We start from the raw sequence: 1,219 nt of genomic DNA, 5'->3' as shown, positions 1-1,219 counted from the left end.
TGCTGTTCCGCAGCAGCCATTACGTCAACGAAGTAGCGCTGGCTATGTTGAAAGGCCGAAACAAAAGCCTGACTATTCCAGAACTGATCCCAGTTCCTTAAGTCTGTCTTGGGTGTAAGAAAGTGACCGTAAATACGTTCTAATAATTCAAAGTCGCCAGCATAGCCATTGGGTTTTCGATACGCCAAGCCTTGCATAGTATCGAAACTTAGCGCCTTGCCCATCAAGTCTTCTTTATAGTCTGGCCCATAGTAATTAAATTCTCCTCGGCTCTTTGCCTGATTAAAATCAACCAAAGCTTGTTTTAATGCTGGGTACTGATCAGGCTCTGGGCCACCAGCATTCACAAGATCCTGCAAATAAAGTACGGATGTATTCATACTTTTGACCTCACTAAGAAAGTAACAAATAAATGGTCATATCACTGCCCTGCTTCACAAACCTAAAGCAAATACGGACGAACATAGATACCTATGACCGTGAAATTCCTATATCTCTCCATTCTGAAGAAAAAAATTAGAACAAAAAAACCAATTTACAGAGATATAGACGGACAAAACGCAGAAATAGTCACAATTATTTTATTTTTCTTTTTTATTCAGACAGTTAGCTAGATGTCAGCCATGACATCTAGCTCTTTCGTAGGCAGAGGGTTCGCCCCTCAAAATTCGGAGCTCAGTAGAAGCCGGAGGTCATATTTAAAACATGCCTAATGTAATCAATAGTTTATGATCTCTAACCTTGATAGACTTCAAAGTAGATTTTGCTAATTGGTGCTTAGCATCATCGTCACGTAAGCGATAGACAGGAAGCTTCTCGCTAGCTTTAGACAGCACTAGCTCAGCCAGTTTGGCAATCTTTGGTGTTAGTTGTTTTGGCAATAAGTCGATCTCAAGGTCGACCAGTCGAGGTGAGTCTAAATAAAATTCCCCGCTATCCTGCTGGTAGCGGAGGGTACCGGCGATTTTACCTCTGCCACCACCTTTAAAGCCGCCTGGTGCGATGACATCAACATGCATAAAAAAGCCAACTTCATTACTGACGTTGATTAACTCCACTTTTGGCTCGGACAAGCGAACAGTAAAGAAGTACTGTTTCTTTTCTAAGGGCATCATCGCCTCAATCTTTTCTTGCAAGCTTCGTTCTGTCAGCTCAATGGTGTAGGTAAATCCTGAGGACATCTGGGAGAATGAAAACATAAGTAAGAATACAAAAATAC

General features: G+C 41.6%; 2 protein-coding genes. Both read right to left on the bottom strand.

Features of this window, described 5'->3' with window-relative positions:
* A partial coding sequence (locus A3735_RS01240) for a hypothetical protein (protein ID WP_156499301.1) occupies positions 1-380 on the bottom strand: 380 nt, incomplete at its 3' end.
* 318 nt (positions 381-698) lie between these two features.
* The coding region (locus tag A3735_RS01235) for a DUF1439 domain-containing protein (protein WP_068637417.1) at positions 699-1,219 on the bottom strand (521 nt) is incomplete at its 5' end.

This window comes from Oleiphilus sp. HI0061, from assembly GCF_001635675.1.
The sequence above is the reverse complement of the archived record's forward strand: the minus strand, read 5'-3'. Positions and strand labels throughout refer to the sequence as shown.